The organism is Microbacterium awajiense (assembly GCF_039536545.1).
Taxonomy (GTDB): Bacteria; Actinomycetota; Actinomycetes; order Actinomycetales; family Microbacteriaceae; genus Microbacterium; species Microbacterium awajiense.
On record NZ_BAAAYU010000001.1, the window covers coordinates 130,571 to 145,806 of the forward strand.

Genomic DNA, 15,236 nt, shown 5'->3' on the forward strand with positions numbered 1-15,236 from the left:
GACACCACGTCCTGGGGAGCTGAACCCGTCTAGGCGGGAGGCGGACCGCTCGAACCGCGAATGATGAGCCGAGTGCTCAGTTCCACTCGAACCTCATCGATCGGGGCTCCGTCGATGAGCCGCATGAGGTGAGCGACTCCGGCACGACCGAGCTCGCCGAGGGGTTGGCGGACCGTCGTGATGTCGGGTCGGGTCACACGGCTGATCTCGCTGTCGTCGAACCCGACGATCGAAAGGTCCTCCGGCACCGACAGTCCGGCATCCTGCGCCGAGAGAAGCGCGCCGACCGCCACCTTGTCGTTGAAGCACACGAGCGCAGTCGGTGGTTCCGGCTGGCTCAGCAACCGGCTCGCGGCGGCGCGTCCTTCATCGATCGTGGGCCGAATGGACTGGGTGAGCTGCGGGTCTTGCAGCATCCCGGCTTGTCCGAGCGCAGCCACATGGCCGGAGAGTCGCTCCCGGCTGGCGAGCCATTCGTCTGGGCCGGCAAGCAGGCCGATTCGCCGGTGGCCCAGCTCGAGGAGGTGCTCGGTCAGCCGTTGCGCGCCGCGCAGGTGGGCGGCTGAGACGACAACGGAATCGGTGGGCGGCGGGGTGCGGGGATCGACGATGACGAATGGGAAGCCGTGCCGGCGCAGTTGCGTCAGTTCGCTGGTGTCCTCGGGAGGAAGGATCAGGATCGCACCTGCGCAGTCCACCCGCAAAGGCAGGTTTCCGAGAGGATGTCGCTGCTGGGATGACTCGCCGGCATCGAGCACCATCGGCCGGTCGCGGGCTGCGAGCTCTTCAGCGACCGCGGTCACGATGAGCCCGAAGTAGTCGGTCAGCTCGTAGGGACACCGAACGAATATCGGTGCATCGCCGGCGCGTAAGCCCGCTCGCGCGAACGGTGCCGCCGATCCGAGGTCGATGAGGGCTTCCAGCACTCGTTCGCGGGTGGGCGCCGCGACGCGGGCGTTGCCGTTGAGTACGCGCGAGACGGTTGCAATCGACAGACCCGTGCGGTCAGCGACTTCTCGGACCGTCGCGCGTGGGCGCACCATCGCCGCCGGCTCCTCAGCCATCGCCCTCACCTTCTGCTTGACAGTCCCAGTCTATGCAGGCATCATCTGAGAAACATGTTTCACTAACGTTTCTTGCGTTTCGCGACTCGATGAGGAGATCTCGTGAATTCACCGTTGCGTGCGGCGGTCGCCGCACTCGCATCCGTCGCTCTCGTCTTCACGGGAGCGAGCGGCGCGGCAGGCGCGCCCAAGAAGTCGGAAGACGTGCAGGCGCGGGTCTGGCTCACGACGGTAGACGGCGAGAGCCGGCTGGCCGAACAGGCTCCGGTCACGTTCGGTACCGCATCATCCGACGCACCGACGATCGTCATCGACCCGGAGACGACCTATCAGGAGATGGCGGGGTTCGGAGCGTCGATCACCGACTCGGCGGCTGACGTGCTGTGGGCGCTGACACCGCAGGAGCGCGAAGACACTCTGCGGTCGCTGTTCGACCCGGTCGAGGGAATCGGGATCAGCATTCTGCGTCAGCCGATCGGCTCCAGCGACTTCACCGCCGCTGACGCCCACTACACATATGACGACGTCGCTGTCGGTGACACGGACTTCCTTCAGCGACACTTCAGCATTGCGCATGACGAGGCGCAGATCCTCCCTCTCTTGCGTCGCGCCAAGGAATTGAACCCCGAACTGACGATCATCGCCACGCCGTGGAGCCCGCCGGCGTGGATGAAAGCGAACGACGACCTTGTCGGGGGCAGTCTGCGCGAGGGGCGGGTCTACGCCGCGGCGTACGCCGCATACCTCACTCGGTTCGTGCGCGAGTATGCGGCGGCAGGGGTTCCGATCGACTACCTCACCGTGCAGAACGAGCCGCAGAACCGAACTCCCGATGGGTACCCCGGCATGGACATGCCTGTCGCGGATCAGGCGCGGGTGATCGCGGTGCTCGGTCCCATGCTCAAGCACTTGAGCCCTCGTACGAAGATCCTGGGGTACGACCACAACTGGTCTGTGCACCCGAACGACATCGCGAACACCCCGCCCGGGCAGGACCCGGAGTCGGACTATGCTGCGGACCTCCTGCGCACGAGCGCAGCCAAGTGGATAGCGGGCACGGCGTTCCACTGCTACTACGGCGACCCGAGCGCGCAGACGGCGCTTCATGAGCAGTTCCCGTCCAAAGAGATCTGGTTCACGGAGTGCTCAGGCTCGCACGGACCCGACGATCCGCCGGCGCAGGTGTTCCGCGACACGCTGAAGTGGCACGCGCGCACGATCACCGTGGGCGTGACACGCAACTGGTCGCGGTCGGTCATCACCTGGAACCTCGCTCTCAACGAGGACGGTGGACCGCGTCTCGGCGGTTGCGGCACCTGCACCGGCGTCGTGACGACGCATCCTGACGGCTCCGTGACCCGAAACGCGGAGTACTACACCATCGGCCACCTCTCGAAGTTCGTGAAGCCGGGTGCGATGCGGATCGCAAGCACTTCGTTCGGCACCACCGGTTGGAATGGGCAGGTGACCGATGTGGCCTTCCGCAATCCCGACGGCACGATGGTGCTTGTCGCCCACAACGAGAACGACGATCCACGCACCTTCGCAGTGGCCGTGGGCACACAGTCGTTCGAGTACACGTTGCCCGGCGGATCGCTCGCGACCTTCACCTGGCAACCGTCGAAGAAGTTCGACGATCGCCTCGCCCCGGTCAGTATCGAGGGAGCGACGGCCGCAGCCACGCATGCCTCGCACGATGCGCACTATGCGGTCGACAGCGACGCTTCCACACGCTGGTCCAGCGGCGCCGGCCAGACGGTGGGCATGGGGATCACCGTCGACCTCGGGACGAAGAAGGCTTTCCGTCGCGTCGCGCTCGACGCCGGCGGCAACCTGGGTGACTACCCGAGGTCCTGGCAGCTCGAGGTGTCGACCGACGGTGCGAAGTGGAAGACGGTGGCGAGCGGCGAAAGCACCAGCCACCTCATCAACATCGATCTGTCCGTGACGAAGGCCCGCTACCTGCGGGTCGTGTCGACCGGGGATGCCGGCAACTGGTGGAGCATCGCAGACCTGCGTCTCTACAGATGATGAGCGTCTCTCTGCCCGAGCGTCGGTCTTCGGGCAGAGAGACGAACATCCGAGGGCTGTCGCTCGGCCCGCTCAGCCCTCGCGCTCGACGGGAGCCTGCAGTTCCGTGACCCAGTCGGGGCCGGGCTCATGGCCGTCGGCCTCGAGGTAGACCTCGCGCGTCGGCCCGACGATGCGGTAGCCGTCGGCGACGATGTGTTCCATCAACGTGCCCCACGACTCGCCGATGCCGCTCATGTCGCCGCGGTGGATGAGGGTTGCCATCGTGTCCACAGCGGGCAGGGTGACGACCTCGTAGCCGTCGCCGGCGACCGGCTCGGCTTCGGCGGTGAACGAGAGGTGCACGGCGAGCTCGGCGGTGTCTTCGAGCGGCTCGTACCAGAAGATGCCGGGCTCGAGCAGCGGCCGGCCGGCGGCGGCGAGCGCCCCATTGAGGCGGTCCATCGCCGGGCCGATGACGGGTCCGACGTTCTCGGGTCCCATTCCCGCCGCGACGGTGCTCGTCGCATAGACGGTGACGGGCTCGACCCTGCGGTAGTCGACGGTGTCGGTCATGATCTCTGTTCCTTCCAGGATCCGGAGGCGCCGCTCGAGCCGTGCGAGCCGTGCGGTGTCGTCGGCGACGGATGCCGCGAGCTCGGCGTGACGCTCCGCGAGGGCATCGCGCAGGCCGCGGCCATCGTCGCCGTCGAGCGCATGGGCGATGCGGTCGAGGCCGACGCCGTACCCGCGCAGCTCGACGATCTGCAGCAGGCGCGGCAGCTGGGCACTCGAGTACCGGCGGTACCCACTGTGCTCGTCGACGTGTGCGGGGGCGAGCAGCCCGATCGCGTCGTAGTGACGCAGCATCCGCACGCTCACGCGGCCGAAGGCGGCGAACTCTCCGATGGTGTACATGGTGGAGACCACGCTCGACCGTGACACAGTGTGAGGGTCAAGCGGAAGACGAAACGCGCGCGGAACAGGCGCGCAGGACGGAGATCTCATGACCACGGATGCCGCGGCACCCCAGCTTCCCGAGCCGATCGCCCGGTTCGTGACGGCCATCAACGACGGCGACACCGAGGCGTTCGTCGCGAGCTTCACCGAAGACGGATTCGTCGACGATTGGGGCCGCCGGCTCGACGGCCACGAGGGCGTACGCAGCTGGGCCGAGACCGACGCGATCGGCATGGGCGCGCAGATGACGATCCTGTCGGCGGAGGCCACCGGTCAGGGCGTGTCGACACGGTTCTCATGGCGCAGCCGCCGGTTCAACGGCGAGTCCACCGGCATCTTCACCGTCGAGGGCGACCGGATCTCGAGCTTCACGATCCCGCCGCACTGAGCCGCGTGGTCAGCGCGCTTCGGCGTCGTCCTCCGGCCAGCGCAGCACCGCGATCGGCTCCTGTGCGGGCCGCGGGTCGCGGGCCTCGCCGTCGGGCTCGTCGCGTTCGACGACCATCACCTCGGCGCCGGTGAGCACCGCCGCACGTGCCAGGCCCTCGGCCAGTGGCACGGTGCCCACCTCGCCCGCACCGGACACGGCCGCATCCGCCGTCGTCAGCCACGGTGCGTCGTCGAGCGCGACCACCGACGCCTCGGAGTCCTCGTCGAGGAGCGCGGCGTCCAACAGCAGCGTCTCGACCTGACCCTGCTGCAGGGCGTGGATCACGTCGGCTGTGCCGTGGGCGCCCGACGCGCCGTCGCCGGCCGCGGCACGGTCGGTCGCATCGGCGATCGCCGTACGCGCCAGCTGTTCGAGCTTGTCCACGATGGCCTCGTCGATGGCGGAGTCGTCGGCGCCGTCGGCTCGCGTGTGCACGTCGACGTCGACGACGAGCTGCCGCGCACCGCCGGACACGCGTTCGAGCAGCAGCTGACGGGCGCGCACGTCGCCCGCGACGACGATGAACGCCGGATGCCTCTCACGGACGATCTCATCGACGGCGTCGGCGACATCCGACTGGTTGTGCTTCCACGTCTCTTCGGCGGATGCCTGGTAGCGGCGCTGGGACCAGCCGCCCTGACGCACCTTCGTGAGGTAGTAGTCCTGGCCTTCCACCTCGGTCTCGGTGTCGGGGTGCACCCGGCCGACCCGCTCGAGGCGCAGGTCGGCGCCGTCGCGCGAGGTCTCGACGACGAGGTAGCGCATGTCATCGGCCCGGTGGCGCAGCAGGGGGACGATGCGCGGCACCGCGTCGTGGCCGACCTGCTCGGCACCGTGGCGCGAGACCGCGAAGGTCTCGTCCACCTCGATGCGACCGTCGCGGACGAGCAGGTAGCGCGTGGAGGGGCTCGGAACCCCGGTGCCTTCGGCGACGCTCACGATCGCGTCGATGTCGTGGTCGGGCGCGCCCGCGTCTCGCAGGGCGTCTCGCAGGGATGCGAGCCGGGTCTCCTCGTCGGCGGCGGGCCCGTCGCCTCGTCCGTCGATGTACGCCGTGGTCCACGGACCCGGTCGGGTCAGTATCTCGGGGAGGTCGGTCCGGTCGGTGAGGTCGGTCATGGCTTCCTTCCTTTCGCCGTGTGCCGACCATAGGCAGACGGAGGCGCCACGCTGAAGCGGTTGACGTACGCCGGGACGGCCGCTATCGCCGAGCGGGTCGCGCTCCGTCGCGGAGTCCGCGCAGCACGCGCGCCGCGTCGTCGCGCCGATCCCACGGCACGAGGATGTGATCGTGGTGGAACCCGGCCAGCACGTTGCAGCTGATGTCCGCCTCGCCGAGTGCGGCGGCGAACGCGGCGGTCAGTCCAACCGCCTCGAGCGAGGAATGCACGGTGAGGGTCAGCCACGCCGCGTCGAACTCGGAGGGGATGCCGGCGGCGACCGCATCCGTCCTCGTCAGCACCGCAGTGACGCCCTCGGACTCGGCGATCGTCGCGGCCGCCAGGGCGAGGCCGGGATGCTGCGGTTCGAGGCTCGCGTACACGTAGACGTCGGGGCGCACCTCGACGTCGACGGAGCGCAGGATCTCGGTCAGGTCGGTGAGGCCGGGCATCCTCGGAGTCTAGGCTCGCGCCGGATCGGGGAGCGCGTCGGCTCAGCGGTCACGCAGCACGCGAGCGAAGTAGCCCGTGAGCACGACGGCCATCACGCCCGCGCCGACGGCGAATGCCACGCCCTCGCCGGGTCTGCGCGGCGACACGCTGTCGAGGACGCCCCGAGAGCCCGCGATGTTCACCGCGCTCCACAGCACGTTCACCCACGGCGGCGACATGCCGCGGCCGGGCGGCGATGCGAACGGCGACGGGAACTCGCGCCCCACGACCCCGACGGCCCCGTGGGGAACGGCATTGGCCGCCAGCATGCCGGCGAACGCGGATGCGGCCCAGCGGCCCGGGGTAGTCGATCGTCGCGCGCGGCTCATGCCCGGAAGTCTAGGCGGGGCGCCCTCGGGCTGGCCCTCAGCTCGGGCTGGCCCTCAGTCCGCGTCGCGGTAGTCCTCGTCGTCCAGCGGAACCTCGAGGTCCTGCTCGGCGACGTCGGCCTCGTTCGCCTCGTGCGAGAGGGGATGCCCGCGATCGGGCGTCTGCTCCGTCGGGCCGGGACCAGCCGACTCGCGCTGCTCGATCACATCCGCGAGGGGCTTGTCCGCGTCGACGGGGTCGAAGGGTGCATGCATGTCAGGGTGCTCCTTCCGCGATCTCCTTCGAGCGTGCGCCGGGCGGCTTCCGTTCGTCAAGTCGTCGACGATCTCGCCCGACGCGGGTGCCGAACGCCCCGGTCGTGGGCGGCGGAGGGCGGCGGCCGTGGCCTCAGAACGCGTTCTGAAGCTCGCACACGACATCGGCGTCCACAGCCGTGCCGTCATCGAGGAACCCGGCGAGGCGCACCAGCACGATGTCGCGGCTGCCGTCTGCCGAGCGCGGTCCCAACTCGGTCAGCGTGTCGATGATGCCGTCTGCCGACGATCCGCCCACTCCGGCCGCGCCGGCGAGGTCCCGGAAGGTGAACGTCTCCTCGTTCAGCGCGACGTAGTTCATGGCGCTGTCTTCGTGCGCCGCGATGTTGTCGATGCCGACGACGAGGACGATGTCTCCCTCGTTCAGATCACCGACGTCCTCTTTGCCGTTCTGGCGGCTGATCTCGCAGTCGCCCGTGAAATCGGGGAACTCCACGCCGTCGACGAACAGGGTCGCGTTTCCGACGTCGTCCGAGGTGTAGGCACCGGCCCCGGTCGTGACCGCACCGTCGTCACTCGCCTCCGCGCCCTCCGTACCGGCGTCCGTGACGGACGTGGGTTCACCGCCGGCCGGCTCGGTGTCGGCGCTCGACGAGCATGCGGCCAGCCCCGCGACGAGGGCGAGGGCGAGTCCGGCGCCCCACGCGCGTCGGCCTCGACGGGCGACAGTGGCGGTGGTGGGAAGTCGCTGAGGCATCATGCGATCAAGGCTGATCGTCGCACGGCGCCGGCGGCAATACGTCTTTCGACGTAGGCGCCGGTAGTCTGGCCCGCGATGGAGCTCAGCGACGCAGACGCACAAGCAGTCCTGCGCGTCGCGGGCCGGCTCACCCGGCATCCGCCGCTGGATTTCGCCGAGGTCCTCGCCGCCGTCCGCGAGGAGATCGAGTGCGACAGTGCCTCGTTCAACGACATGGTCATGGCCTCGCGCGACTTCAGGTACGTGATGGTGCCGGCCACCGACAGCGCTCGCGCAGCACGACTCAAACCCCACTACGACAGGTACTTCCATGAGCACCCGCTGATCGCCGCGGCCACGACCACCCGGGGGCTCGGCGCGATCCGGTTCTGCGATGTCGAAGGCGGCGACGTCACCTCCACCGACCTGTTCCGCCAGTTCTACGGCCCCTTGAACGTGCGATTCCAGTTGGTCCTGCAGCTCCCGTCACCTCCGGATGTCGTGGTCGGCTACGCCCTGAACCGAAGCGAGATCGCCGGCGAGTTCAGCGACCGCGACGTCGCGGTCCTGAACGCGCTGAGCGGGCATCTCGCCATGCACCATCGGGCGGCGCTCGACACCGAACGCACCCGTCTCGTGAACGCGGAGCTGGATCGCTTCGCCTGGGCGGTGGCCTCGGTTCGCTCCGACGGCATGGTCGAGGCGTCGTCATCTGAGCTGCTGAAGGCGGGTGCCCGCGTCCCGGGCGCACTCGAGCCGCTCGTCGGCGGCGAGGAGTCTGAGCGAGACGTCACCTTGGGAACCCAGCAGTGGCAGTGCATCGCGCACTCCGTGCCGTTCGGGCCGACGGTGCTCTTCCTGCGCCGGCGCCATGACACCGAGCAGGACACCGGCCGACTCATCGAGGCGGGGCTGACTCCCCGGCAGGCGGAGACACTCCTCGTGCTCGCGCGCACCGGTGGGTCGAACAGCGAATTGGCGGACGGCCTGGGGGTCTCCGAGGGCACCGTCAAGAAGCACCTCGAGGCGGTGTTCCGGGCGCTCTCGGTGACGAGCCGTGCCGCCGCGATCGGTCGCGTGCGAGAACTGACCGAGACGCCGGCTCCCTGACTTCTGCGATGCGAACGGCGCCTCGGCGCCGACACGGCATCATGAGTTCATGCGCGCGGTCGTGTACGAGCGGTACGGCTCACCGGAGGTGCTCGAGCTGCGCGACGTGAGCATGCCCACCCCGCAGGCGGGGGAGGTGCTGGTCGAGGTCGTCGCGGCATCCGTCAACCTGTCCGACTGGGAGAGGCTGCGCGGCGATCCCGCGTACGCGCGCATGGGCGGCGGACTGATGCGGCCGGCGACGCGGCGGCGCATCCTCGGCTCGGATGTGGCGGGCCGCGTCGTCGCGGCCGGCGACGGCGCGACGCGGTTCGCCGTGGGCGACGCGGTCTTCGGCGACCTCATGCCGCGCGACGGAGGGTTCGCCGAGTACGTCGCGGCCCCGCAGGACATGTTCGCGGCCAAGCCCGCTGCGCTCTCTTTCGCCGAGGCATCCGCTCTGCCGCAGGCGGCCGCGATCGCGGCGCACGCCGTCGCCCTCGCGAATCCCGGCGAACGGATGCTGCTCAACGGCGCCGGCGGGGGCTCGGGCGGTCTCGCGGTGCAGCTCGCCGTCGCCACGGGCGTGCAGGTCACGGCCGTCGACGCTGCGGGCAAGCTCGACTTCCTGCGGGGTCTCGGCGCCGTCGATGTCATCGACTACCGCCGCGACGACTTCACGCGTCGAGGACCGTTCGACCTGATCGTCGACCTCGTCGCGCGCCGCTCGATCTTCGCGTACCGGCGCGCGTTGGCCCGTGGGGGCCGCTGCGTGATCGTGGGCGGCACCACCCGCGCTCTGCTGCGGATGGCCACCGTGGGTCCATTGCTCGGAGCCGTGACCGGTGCGCGCCTGGGCGTGCTCGCGGTGCACCAGGGGCCGAGGACGTTCCTTCCCGTCGCCGAGCAGGTGGCGCGCGGCGAGGTGTCGGTGCCGATCGACGGCATCCACCCCCTCGAGGCCCTCCCCGAGGCCATCGCCCGGCACGGCGAAGGCAGGGCTCTCGGCAAGGTGGTCATCGCCGTGCGCGACGACGCGCTGCTCCGGTGAACGCGGCGGCGGAGTCGAGCTCGCAGCGGATGCCGCAGGCCGCCGCCTTCGTCCTCATCGCCCGGGACCGCCGGATGCCGCGTGGCGGGCGGCATCCACCAGTACCCGGTCGAGATCGCGACCCGCGCAGTCGTGACCGGCATCCGGAATCTCGATGAACCGCGCATGCGGCAGGGCGGCGACCATGTCGAGCGCCGACTGCCGCGGGCTCCGCTCATCGCGTTCACCCCGCACGACCACGCTCGGAACGTCGATCGACGGCAGGTCCGGGCGCAGGTCGACGAGCATCGCGTCGAGCAGTCGCAGCGTCGTCGCAGGTCGCCAGTCGTCGAGGCCGGCGCGCGCCAGGGCACGTCGCGCGGGATCGGCATCGGGCGGATACACGGTGTCGAGGAACTCGTCGGCCCAGCTCTGGACGGGATGCTGCGCGGTGGCCCGCATCGCCGCGACGCGGGCGGCGACCTCCTCCGGTGCCAGCGATCCGGACCAGCCCGCGTAGGGGCCGATCAGCACGAGCCCGCCGAACCGCGCAGGGCGGCGCCGCGCGGCCAGCAGCGCCAGCACCGACCCGAGCGAGAACCCGGCGAGCACCGGGCGGTCGAGGCCGAGCGCATCGACGAAGTCGACCACGGCTGCACCCCAGTCGTCGGCCGACCAGTGGTCGGGGACGGCACTCGACCTGCCGCAGCCCGGCGCATCCCATGCGATCGCGTCGGTGTGCGCGGCCAGGCGCGCCAGGTCGTCGGCCCACAGGCGCGAGTCCTCGAGGCCGCCGTGCAGGATGACCAGCGGCGGGCCGTCGCCTGCACGCCGGTAGGCGATGTGCAGCCCGTCGACCTCGACGGCGCCGATGTGGACGGTGTCCATGACCGGATGCTACGCCGGGCTAGCGGCGCCCGCCCCAGTCGGCGAGCGGCCCGCCGCCCGGTCCGTGTGCGCGCAGAAAGGCCTGGTGCACCTTCTCGCACGCGAGCCTGAGCGACGTCGACCAGCCGATCACCTCGCCCCGGAAGCTCGCCCGGTAGCGCACGTCGGTGCCGTTGCTCACGCGCCGGATCTCGATCGTGCCGTACGTGCGCCCCGCGGCGTCGGTGAGGGTCCAGGTGCCGGTGGGGCCTTCGACCGCCGCCAGCAGCGGGTGCCACGTCTGCATCGGGCCGGATCCTCTCTCCGGCCGTTGCGCCCACGGTAGCGTGCGACCCCGACAGCCGCGCGCGGGTCAGCCCGCGGGGGTGCGCACCGCGATGTACAGGTCGACGAGGTCGTCGCCGAGGCCCTCGCGCAGCAGGCCGCTGGCGCTCAGTTCCGCCAGGGCGTCGGCCAATGAGGCCGGCAGCGTGCGCACACCCCGCGCGGAGCGCTCGTCGTCGCTCAGGCGCCCGGGGTCGACGTCGACCGGCGCCGGCGGCTCGGCGGGGCGGTCGAGGCCGGCGCGCAGCCCGACCAGCAGTGCAGCGACGGCGAGGTAAGGGTTGGCGGTGGCGTCACCGGGCTTGATCTCGATGTTGGCGCCCGACGGTCCGGCATCGGTCGTCGTCGGCGTGTAGCGCACGGCGGCCTCGCGGTTGCCCCGGCCCCAGCAGTTCCACGCGCCCGACCAGCGTCCCGGTCGCAGGCGCTTGTAGCTCGACTCGCTGCCGGCCAGCAGCGCCGTCGCCGAGGGCAGCAGGTCGAGGATGCCGGCGATGATCGCCGTGCCCTCGGCGTGCGGCATCCCTTCCTCGGTCGACGCGAAGACGTTGCGTCCGTCGCGCGATGCCGACAGGTGGATGTGCATGCCGTTCGAGTCGGCGCCGATGGGCGGCACCGGATCGAAGTACGCGCGCAGGCCGAACCGCTCGGTCACGAGATCGATGACGGTGCGGGCCAGCACGACGTCATCGCACGCGTCGACCGGATGCCGCGGTGCGAGCGACACCTCGAATTGGCCGTCGCCGTGCTCGGCGTGAACCTGCAGCACCGGCACGTCGGCGTCTTCCAGCGCGGTCATGAGGTCGTCGAGATAGTCGAGGTTGCGCACGAGCGGGCGCTGGCCGTAAGCGGGACCCTTGTGGGCGGGCGCGAGGCTCCCGGAGGCCTCATCGGCGACGACGAACTCGATCTCGAACCCGACTTTGACATCGATGTCGGCGGCCGTCGCGGCGCGACGCAGCGCGCTGCGGGTGCATCCGGTGAACGGCCGGTCGTCGGCCCAGCGCAGGTCGGCGGGGGCCCACGCCCATCCGTCGCCGAGTTCGGCGACGCGCCGCGCATCGGGGCGCACGCGCACATCGCCGATGACGGGGTCGAGCCCGAGGGCGCCGACGGGGGAGTCTGCGGGCGTGAACAGCGCGGCGCCGCTGATCGACGCGGCGATGCCGTGCTCGAGCACGTTGTCGACGCGAGCGGCGGGGATCGCGCGTGCGCGCGCCACCCCGGCGGCATCGACGTGGGCGACGAGCAGGCGCCGGATGCCGCCGGCCTCGGTCTGCGGTTCACTCACCCGCCCATTCTCGCGGGCGGCCGTCCCGGCGTCCACGCCACGCCGAGCCACCCGCACCCCGTCACCGCGCCGCCACTCCCTCGCGGGGCGGGGGATGGGAGGGTGGGCGACCGGGGAATGTCTGACTATAGTCAGAGGTATGGAGATCGAGGAACTGCGCGCGTTCAACCGCACCGTCACGGAGCGGATCGGCGCGCTCGAGGACCGCTACCTGAACACCGGGCGCTCGCTCGCGCTCGACCGACTTCTGTGGGAGATCGGCCGCGACGGCGCCGATGTGCGCGATCTGCGCGACCGGCTGGGTCTGGATTCCGGGTACCTCAGCCGCCAATTGCGCGCGCTCGAGGGGGAGGGGCTGGTCGTGACCGTCCCCTCACCAGACGACGCGCGCGTGCGTCGCGCCGAGTTGACGGATGCCGGAATCGCCGAGGTCGGCGTGCTCGACGACCTGTCCGACGATCTGGTGCGCGCGATCCTGCGTCCGCTGGCGCCGCGACAGCGAGCGCAGCTCATCGAGGCCGCCGGCACGGTGCGTCGCCTGTTCACGGCGAGCGCCATCGAGATCGGGGTCGTCGACCCCGCCGACGCCGCGGCCAGGTTCGCCGTGGATCAGTACTTCGCCGTGCTCGCGACCCGGTTCGACGCGGGCTTCGACGCCGGCACGACCCGGGCGGCCCGCGACGACGAGATGCGGGCCCCTCACGGCACCTTCCTCGTGGCACGGCTCAAGGGCGAGGTCGTCGGATGCGTGGGGCTGAAGCTGCACGGCGATGATCCGGCCGAGATCAAGCGGCTGTGGGTGGCCGACAGCGTGCGCGGGCTCGGGCTCGGCCGGCGCCTGCTCGCCGAGGTCGAGGAGGCCGCCCGCGCGGCGGGGGCGCCCGCCGTGCAGCTCGACACGAACCGCTCGCTCACCGAGGCGATCGCGCTGTACCGCTCGGCCGGTTACCGCGAGATCCCGCCGTTCAACGACGAGCCGTATGCACACCACTGGTTCGAGAAGCCGCTCCAGCCCGCTGAGCCCACCGAGCGTGCCCAGCCTGCCGAGCCCGCCCGGCCCGCCGAGCGAGCCGAGGTCGCGCGATGAGCCCGGTCGGCTTCGTCGGACTCGGCATCATGGGGCGTCCGATGGCCCTGCGGCTCGCCGCCGCCGGCACACCGCTGGTCGTGTGGAACCGCAGCGACGAAGCGGTGCGTGCGCTGACGGATGCCGGTGCCCGTGCCGCGGCATCCGTCGCCGAGGTCTTCGCGGCGTGCGACACGGTGATCGTGATGCTGCGCAACGAGCACGTCGTCGACACCGTCCTGCGCGCAGGCGACTCATCGGGGCCGGTCGCACCGCTGGTCGCCGGGCGCACGGTCGTGAACATGGGCACGCTCGCCCCCGAGGCATCCGCTCGCATCGCGCGCGACGTCGAGGCGGCCGGTGGCGTGTACGTCGAGGCCCCCGTGTCGGGGTCGCGCCGCCCGGCCGAGCAGGGTGAGCTCGTGGCGATGATCGCCAGCCCTTCCGATGCCGTCTCGCGCGTCGCGCCGCTGATCGCGCCGATGTGCGCGCGCGTGGTGCCGTGCGGGCCCGTGCCGGGCGGGCTGACCATGAAGCTCGCCGTCAACGTCTTCCTCATCGCGACGATGACGGGGCTCGCCGAGACGTTCCACTTCGCCGACGCGCACGGCGTCGACCGCGAGACCCTGCGCGACGTGCTGGACTCGGGCCAGATGGCGTCGGCGATCTCGCGGGTCAAGACCGCGAAGCTCGTCGCCGATGACCTGGCTCCCCAGGCGGCGATCAGCGATGTGCTGATGAACGCCGAGCTGATCCGGGATGCCGCTCGCGCGGCGGGCATCGCGGTGCCCCTAACCGACGCGGGCCGCGACCTCTACGTCGAGGCCGCCGACCGCGGCGACGGCGGCCTCGACGCCATCGGGGTGGTGCGCGCGTTCGCGTGACATGCTGGGACGATGCACGCACGTCCCCTCGGATCAACCGGCCGCTCCGTCTCGGCGATCGGCCTGGGCACCTGGCAGCTCGGTGCCGATTGGGGCGCCGTGAGCGAAGCCGACGCGACCGCTGTGCTCGCGGCATCCGCCGATCGCGGCGTGACGCTGTTCGACACCGCCGACGTCTACGGCGACGGGCGCAGCGAGTCGATCATCGGGCGGTTCCTCGCCGACCGTGCCGATCACGGCATCACGGTCGCCACGAAGATGGGCCGCCGCGTGTCTCAGGAGCCGGAGAACTACACCCTCGAGAACTTCCGCGCGTGGACCGACCGGTCGCGTCGCAACCTCGGCGTCGACACGCTCGACCTCGTGCAGCTGCACTGTCCGCCCAGCGCCGTGATCGGCAGCGAAGCCACCTACGACGCGCTCGACGAACTCGTCGCCGACGGCGCGATCGCCGCGTACGGCGTCTCGGTCGAGACGTGCGCGCAGGCGCTGGATGCGATCTCACGGCCCCGGGTCACCAACGTGCAGATCATCCTCAACCCGTTCCGGCTCAAGCCCCTCGACGAGGTGCTGCCGGCGGCCGCGGCGGCGGGCGTGTCGATCTTCGCCCGCGTGCCGCTGGCATCGGGACTGCTGAGCGGGAAGTACACGGCATCCACCACCTTCGCCGCCGACGACCACCGCACCTACAACCGGCACGGCGAGGCGTTCGACCGTGGCGAGACGTTCTCGGGCGTCGACTTCGAGGTCGGGCTCGCTGCGGCCTCCGAGCTGGCGGCGACGTTGCCCGACGGGGTGTCGCTGCCGCAGGCGACGCTGGCGTGGATCGCGTCGCTGCGGGGCGTGACGACGGTGATCCCCGGCGCCCGCAGCGTGCGGCAGGCCGCATCGAACGCGGATGCCGGGGCTCTGCTCGACGCCGACGCCGCCGGCTCCGCTCCCGGCTTCGACCTCGCCGCCTTCGACGCGGCCGTTCACGACGTGTACGACCGGCATCTGCGGGCGGCGATCCACCCGCAGTGGTGACGCCCAGGCGCGCCGCACGGCGGTGCGCTACACTCGGCGGGTCCTTGTTCCGAGTGTGAGGAATCGAATCGGTGGAGATCTTCGCGTCCGCGCTGTGACCCGCGCCGACCGTCGATGACGGCTCTGCGCCCCCACCCGCGCTGACCCGTCGACTCCCCGCCTCCATCGGAATATCCGGTGCGTTGCCGCGGCATCCGGT

17 protein-coding genes are annotated in these 15,236 nt (G+C 70.9%); 7 read left to right on the plus strand and 10 right to left on the minus strand.

What is annotated here, in order from left to right; all coding sequences use genetic code 11:
• Positions 1–29 precede the first annotated feature (29 nt).
• Positions 30–1,064 carry a LacI family DNA-binding transcriptional regulator gene (locus ABD663_RS00665; protein WP_344735892.1) on the minus strand — a complete coding sequence of 345 codons (1,035 nt, stop codon included), beginning with the start codon at positions 1,062–1,064 and terminating at the stop codon, positions 30–32.
• A gap of 102 nt (positions 1,065–1,166) precedes the next feature.
• On the opposite strand from ABD663_RS00665, the gene ABD663_RS00670 reads away from it, so the two are divergent.
• Positions 1,167–3,095 carry a discoidin domain-containing protein gene (locus ABD663_RS00670; RefSeq protein WP_344735893.1) on the plus strand — a complete coding sequence of 643 codons (1,929 nt, stop codon included), beginning with the start codon at positions 1,167–1,169 and terminating at the stop codon, positions 3,093–3,095.
• Positions 3,096–3,167: 72 nt separating this feature from the next.
• On the opposite strand, the gene ABD663_RS00675 is transcribed toward ABD663_RS00670, so the two are convergent.
• Positions 3,168–3,992: a MerR family transcriptional regulator gene (locus ABD663_RS00675; protein WP_344735894.1), complete on the minus strand. Its 825-nt coding sequence runs from the start codon at positions 3,990–3,992 to the stop codon at positions 3,168–3,170.
• 88 nt (positions 3,993–4,080) lie between these two features.
• Here ABD663_RS00675 and ABD663_RS00680 point away from each other — a divergent pair, with 88 nt between their 5' ends.
• The gene (locus ABD663_RS00680; RefSeq protein WP_344735895.1) at positions 4,081–4,422 is read left to right on the plus strand and encodes a nuclear transport factor 2 family protein; all 342 of its coding nucleotides are present in this window, start codon (positions 4,081–4,083) and stop codon (positions 4,420–4,422) included.
• 9 nt (positions 4,423–4,431) lie between these two features.
• Here ABD663_RS00680 and ABD663_RS00685 read toward each other — a convergent pair whose 3' ends face one another.
• The 5 genes from ABD663_RS00685 to ABD663_RS00705 form a co-directional block, all read right to left on the minus strand.
• Positions 4,432–5,583 (minus strand): baeRF2 domain-containing protein, encoded by a 1,152-nt coding sequence (locus ABD663_RS00685; protein WP_344735897.1) that lies wholly within the window; start codon positions 5,581–5,583, stop codon positions 4,432–4,434.
• 82 nt (positions 5,584–5,665) lie between these two features.
• Positions 5,666–6,076 (minus strand): ACT domain-containing protein, encoded by a 411-nt coding sequence (locus ABD663_RS00690; protein ID WP_344735898.1) that lies wholly within the window; start codon positions 6,074–6,076, stop codon positions 5,666–5,668.
• Between the two features lie 42 nt (positions 6,077–6,118).
• Positions 6,119–6,445 (minus strand): hypothetical protein, encoded by a 327-nt coding sequence (locus tag ABD663_RS00695; RefSeq protein WP_344735900.1) that lies wholly within the window; start codon positions 6,443–6,445, stop codon positions 6,119–6,121.
• A 54-nt stretch (positions 6,446–6,499) separates the two neighbouring features.
• On the minus strand, positions 6,500–6,700 hold the full coding sequence (locus tag ABD663_RS00700; RefSeq protein ID WP_344735901.1) for a hypothetical protein: 201 nt from the start codon (positions 6,698–6,700) through the stop codon (positions 6,500–6,502).
• Positions 6,701–6,833: 133 nt separating this feature from the next.
• Positions 6,834–7,460 (minus strand): hypothetical protein, encoded by a 627-nt coding sequence (locus ABD663_RS00705; RefSeq protein WP_344735902.1) that lies wholly within the window; start codon positions 7,458–7,460, stop codon positions 6,834–6,836.
• Positions 7,461–7,535: 75 nt separating this feature from the next.
• Between ABD663_RS00705 and ABD663_RS00710 the strand changes: the two genes are divergently transcribed.
• Positions 7,536–8,549: a helix-turn-helix transcriptional regulator gene (locus ABD663_RS00710; protein WP_344735903.1), complete on the plus strand. Its 1,014-nt coding sequence runs from the start codon at positions 7,536–7,538 to the stop codon at positions 8,547–8,549.
• Positions 8,550–8,598: 49 nt separating this feature from the next.
• A complete protein-coding gene (locus ABD663_RS00715; protein WP_344735904.1) occupies positions 8,599–9,579 on the plus strand; it encodes an NAD(P)-dependent alcohol dehydrogenase in 981 nt (326 codons plus the stop codon).
• Positions 9,580–9,633: 54 nt separating this feature from the next.
• Here ABD663_RS00715 and ABD663_RS00720 read toward each other — a convergent pair whose 3' ends face one another.
• The 3 genes from ABD663_RS00720 to ABD663_RS00730 form a co-directional block, all read right to left on the minus strand.
• Entirely contained in the window at positions 9,634–10,446 is an 813-nt protein-coding gene (locus tag ABD663_RS00720; RefSeq protein WP_344735905.1) for an alpha/beta fold hydrolase, read from the minus strand.
• A 19-nt stretch (positions 10,447–10,465) separates the two neighbouring features.
• The gene (locus ABD663_RS00725) at positions 10,466–10,732 is read right to left on the minus strand and encodes a hypothetical protein (protein ID WP_344735906.1); all 267 of its coding nucleotides are present in this window, start codon (positions 10,730–10,732) and stop codon (positions 10,466–10,468) included.
• A gap of 66 nt (positions 10,733–10,798) precedes the next feature.
• On the minus strand, positions 10,799–12,061 hold the full coding sequence (locus ABD663_RS00730) for a type I glutamate--ammonia ligase (protein WP_344735907.1): 1,263 nt from the start codon (positions 12,059–12,061) through the stop codon (positions 10,799–10,801).
• Positions 12,062–12,200: 139 nt separating this feature from the next.
• On the opposite strand from ABD663_RS00730, the gene ABD663_RS00735 reads away from it, so the two are divergent.
• The 3 genes from ABD663_RS00735 to ABD663_RS00745 are packed head-to-tail and all read left to right on the plus strand — an operon-like array spanning position 12,201 to position 15,037.
• Entirely contained in the window at positions 12,201–13,148 is a 948-nt protein-coding gene (locus ABD663_RS00735) for a GNAT family N-acetyltransferase (RefSeq protein WP_344735909.1), read from the plus strand.
• Entirely contained in the window at positions 13,145–14,011 is an 867-nt protein-coding gene (locus tag ABD663_RS00740) for an NAD(P)-dependent oxidoreductase (protein ID WP_344735912.1), read from the plus strand. Before ABD663_RS00735 ends, ABD663_RS00740 begins: the two co-directional genes overlap by 4 nt.
• 12 nt (positions 14,012–14,023) lie before the next feature.
• Positions 14,024–15,037: an aldo/keto reductase gene (locus ABD663_RS00745; RefSeq protein WP_344735913.1), complete on the plus strand. Its 1,014-nt coding sequence runs from the start codon at positions 14,024–14,026 to the stop codon at positions 15,035–15,037.
• Positions 15,038–15,236 lie beyond the last annotated feature (199 nt).

What these genes read in the sequence shown, in the direction of transcription:
- ABD663_RS00665 (WP_344735892.1), bottom strand. Translation starts at nt 1,064, where the DNA reads ATGGCTGAGGAGCCGGCGGCGATGGTGCGCCCACGCGCGACGGTCCGA.
- ABD663_RS00675 (WP_344735894.1), bottom strand. Translation starts at nt 3,992, where the DNA reads ATGTACACCATCGGAGAGTTCGCCGCCTTCGGCCGCGTGAGCGTGCGG.
- ABD663_RS00680 (WP_344735895.1), top strand. Translation starts at nt 4,081, where the DNA reads ATGACCACGGATGCCGCGGCACCCCAGCTTCCCGAGCCGATCGCCCGG.
- ABD663_RS00685 (WP_344735897.1), bottom strand. Translation starts at nt 5,583, where the DNA reads ATGACCGACCTCACCGACCGGACCGACCTCCCCGAGATACTGACCCGA.
- ABD663_RS00690 (WP_344735898.1), bottom strand. Translation starts at nt 6,076, where the DNA reads ATGCCCGGCCTCACCGACCTGACCGAGATCCTGCGCTCCGTCGACGTC.
- ABD663_RS00695 (WP_344735900.1), bottom strand. Translation starts at nt 6,445, where the DNA reads ATGAGCCGCGCGCGACGATCGACTACCCCGGGCCGCTGGGCCGCATCC.
- ABD663_RS00700 (WP_344735901.1), bottom strand. Translation starts at nt 6,700, where the DNA reads ATGCATGCACCCTTCGACCCCGTCGACGCGGACAAGCCCCTCGCGGAT.
- ABD663_RS00705 (WP_344735902.1), bottom strand. Translation starts at nt 7,460, where the DNA reads ATGATGCCTCAGCGACTTCCCACCACCGCCACTGTCGCCCGTCGAGGC.
- ABD663_RS00710 (WP_344735903.1), top strand. Translation starts at nt 7,536, where the DNA reads ATGGAGCTCAGCGACGCAGACGCACAAGCAGTCCTGCGCGTCGCGGGC.
- ABD663_RS00715 (WP_344735904.1), top strand. Translation starts at nt 8,599, where the DNA reads ATGCGCGCGGTCGTGTACGAGCGGTACGGCTCACCGGAGGTGCTCGAG.
- ABD663_RS00720 (WP_344735905.1), bottom strand. Translation starts at nt 10,446, where the DNA reads ATGGACACCGTCCACATCGGCGCCGTCGAGGTCGACGGGCTGCACATC.
- ABD663_RS00725 (WP_344735906.1), bottom strand. Translation starts at nt 10,732, where the DNA reads ATGCAGACGTGGCACCCGCTGCTGGCGGCGGTCGAAGGCCCCACCGGC.
- ABD663_RS00735 (WP_344735909.1), top strand. Translation starts at nt 12,201, where the DNA reads ATGGAGATCGAGGAACTGCGCGCGTTCAACCGCACCGTCACGGAGCGG.
- ABD663_RS00740 (WP_344735912.1), top strand. Translation starts at nt 13,145, where the DNA reads ATGAGCCCGGTCGGCTTCGTCGGACTCGGCATCATGGGGCGTCCGATG.
- ABD663_RS00745 (WP_344735913.1), top strand. Translation starts at nt 14,024, where the DNA reads ATGCACGCACGTCCCCTCGGATCAACCGGCCGCTCCGTCTCGGCGATC.